Raw genomic sequence first — 1749 nt, 5'->3', positions numbered from 1 at the left:
AGTCGAAGCCGGCGATCAGATCCGGGATGATCACCGCGACGGCGCCGCTGACCTGGGCGAAATGGCTCATTTCCGCGGCCCGGTGGCCGGGCAGACACATCACCGGCACCGCACCGGCGCGCAGCAGGCCGAACAGCGCGACGGCGAACTGGACCGAATTGGGCAGCTGCACCAGCACCCGCTCACCTGGGCGTATTCCGAGATCGGCCAGCGCTGCCGCGACCCTTCCGGCCCGGGTCTGCAGTTCGGCGAAGGTCAACGTCGTCGCTGCGTCGATGACGGCGGGTTTGTCGGGAGCCGACCGCACCGCGTCGTCCAGGATCGAGTCCAGTGGCCGCCCGGTCCAGTAGCCGGCCCGGCGGTATTCGGCGGCGCGGTCGGCCGGGAACGGGACGAACCCCGTCACCAGATCGTCGAGGGTGGGCCTGGGTTGCTCAGCGGGCGGAAATCCGGTGCTCATTGGATCGATCGGTCCCTCCGGGTAGGAGTTTTCGGCGCGTGCGCAATAGGGTAGCCTCCACAAAGTTAGGGCAGCCTATACTTGTTTGGAGATTCATCGTGAATGTCATCGCGACCAATTCACAGACCGTCCACACCGAGGTTGCCGAACTGCTCGGGGTGAGCCCGGCCGACCTCGATCCGGCCGCCGACCTGATCGCCTCCGGTCTGGACTCCATCCGGATGATGTCGCTGTCCGGACGGTGGCGAAAGCAGGGTATCGACGTCGGCTTCGCGGCGCTGGCGGCCAACCCCACCGTGGCGGCCTGGCGCGAGTTGGTTGCCGAGCGCGGCGCCGCCGCCCAGCCGGAGCCGTCGTCGGCCGAGCCCCGACCTGAGCCCGCCGGTGATCCCGACGAGCCCTGGCCGCTGGCCCCGATCCAGCACGCCATGTGGGTGGGCCGCAACTCCGAACAACAGCTCGGCGGCGTGGCCGGGCATCTCTACGTCGAATTCGACGGCGCCGGCGTCGATCTTGACCGGTTGCGGGCCGCGGCCGCACAGCTGGCAGCGCGCCACCCCATGCTGCGCGTGGAGATCCTGCCGGACGGCACGCAGCGCATCGGAAATCGGGAGTTGCCGGTCAAGGTCCTGGATCTGCGAGACCTCGAACCCGCCACCGCCGAGGCGCGGCTGGAAACGACCCGCGACGCCAAATCGCATCAGCTGCTCGACGGCGAGGTGCTCGAACTTGCGCTGTCGTTGCTGCCGGACGGGCGCACCCGGCTGCATGTGGATATGGACATGCAGGCCGCCGACGCGGTCAGCTATCGCAACTTCATGGCCGATCTCGCGCGGTTCTACCGCGGCGATCAGTTGCCTGAGTTGCAGTACAGCTATCGCGAGTATCGGCGCACCTTCACCTCTTCGGTGCCGGCCTCGGCCGACGCGGACCGCCGGTGGTGGACCGACCGGATCCCCGACCTGCCGGAAGGCCCTGCGCTGCCGCTGGTTCCGCGTGCCGATCAGCAGAACCCGCGGCGCGGCACCCGGCGCTGGCATTTCCTGGCCCCGCAGATCCGCGACGGACTGTTCGCGGCTGCCCGCCGCCGTGGCATCACACCGGCGATGGCGTTCGCCGCCTCCTACGGTGCAACCCTGGCCCGCTGGTCCACCAGTAGCCACTTCCTGCTCAACCTGCCGATGTTCGGCCGCGAGCCCTACCACGCCGACGTCGACAAGCTGGTCGGCGACTTCACGTCATCGTTGATGCTCGATGTCGACTTCACCGACGCGCACACTGCCGCCGAG

At 68.7% G+C, this 1749-nt stretch carries 2 protein-coding genes; one reads left to right on the top strand and one right to left on the bottom strand.

Annotated features, from left to right (window positions below; genetic code table 11):
- Positions 1–460 (bottom strand): AMP-binding protein (locus ACN269_RS34235; RefSeq protein WP_421477415.1); only part of this gene is annotated, 460 nt, incomplete at its 3' end.
- Between the two features lie 98 nt (positions 461–558).
- On the opposite strand from ACN269_RS34235, the gene ACN269_RS34230 reads away from it, so the two are divergent.
- Positions 559–1749: condensation domain-containing protein (locus ACN269_RS34230; protein ID WP_421477413.1), on the top strand; the 1191-nt coding region annotated here is incomplete at its 3' end.

The organism is Micromonospora sp. WMMD736, assembly GCF_049179015.1.
In the GTDB taxonomy this organism is placed as follows: Bacteria; Actinomycetota; Actinomycetes; order Mycobacteriales; family Micromonosporaceae; genus Micromonospora.
Note: the sequence above shows the minus strand (reverse complement) of the source record. Positions and strands in the feature narration are given on the sequence as shown.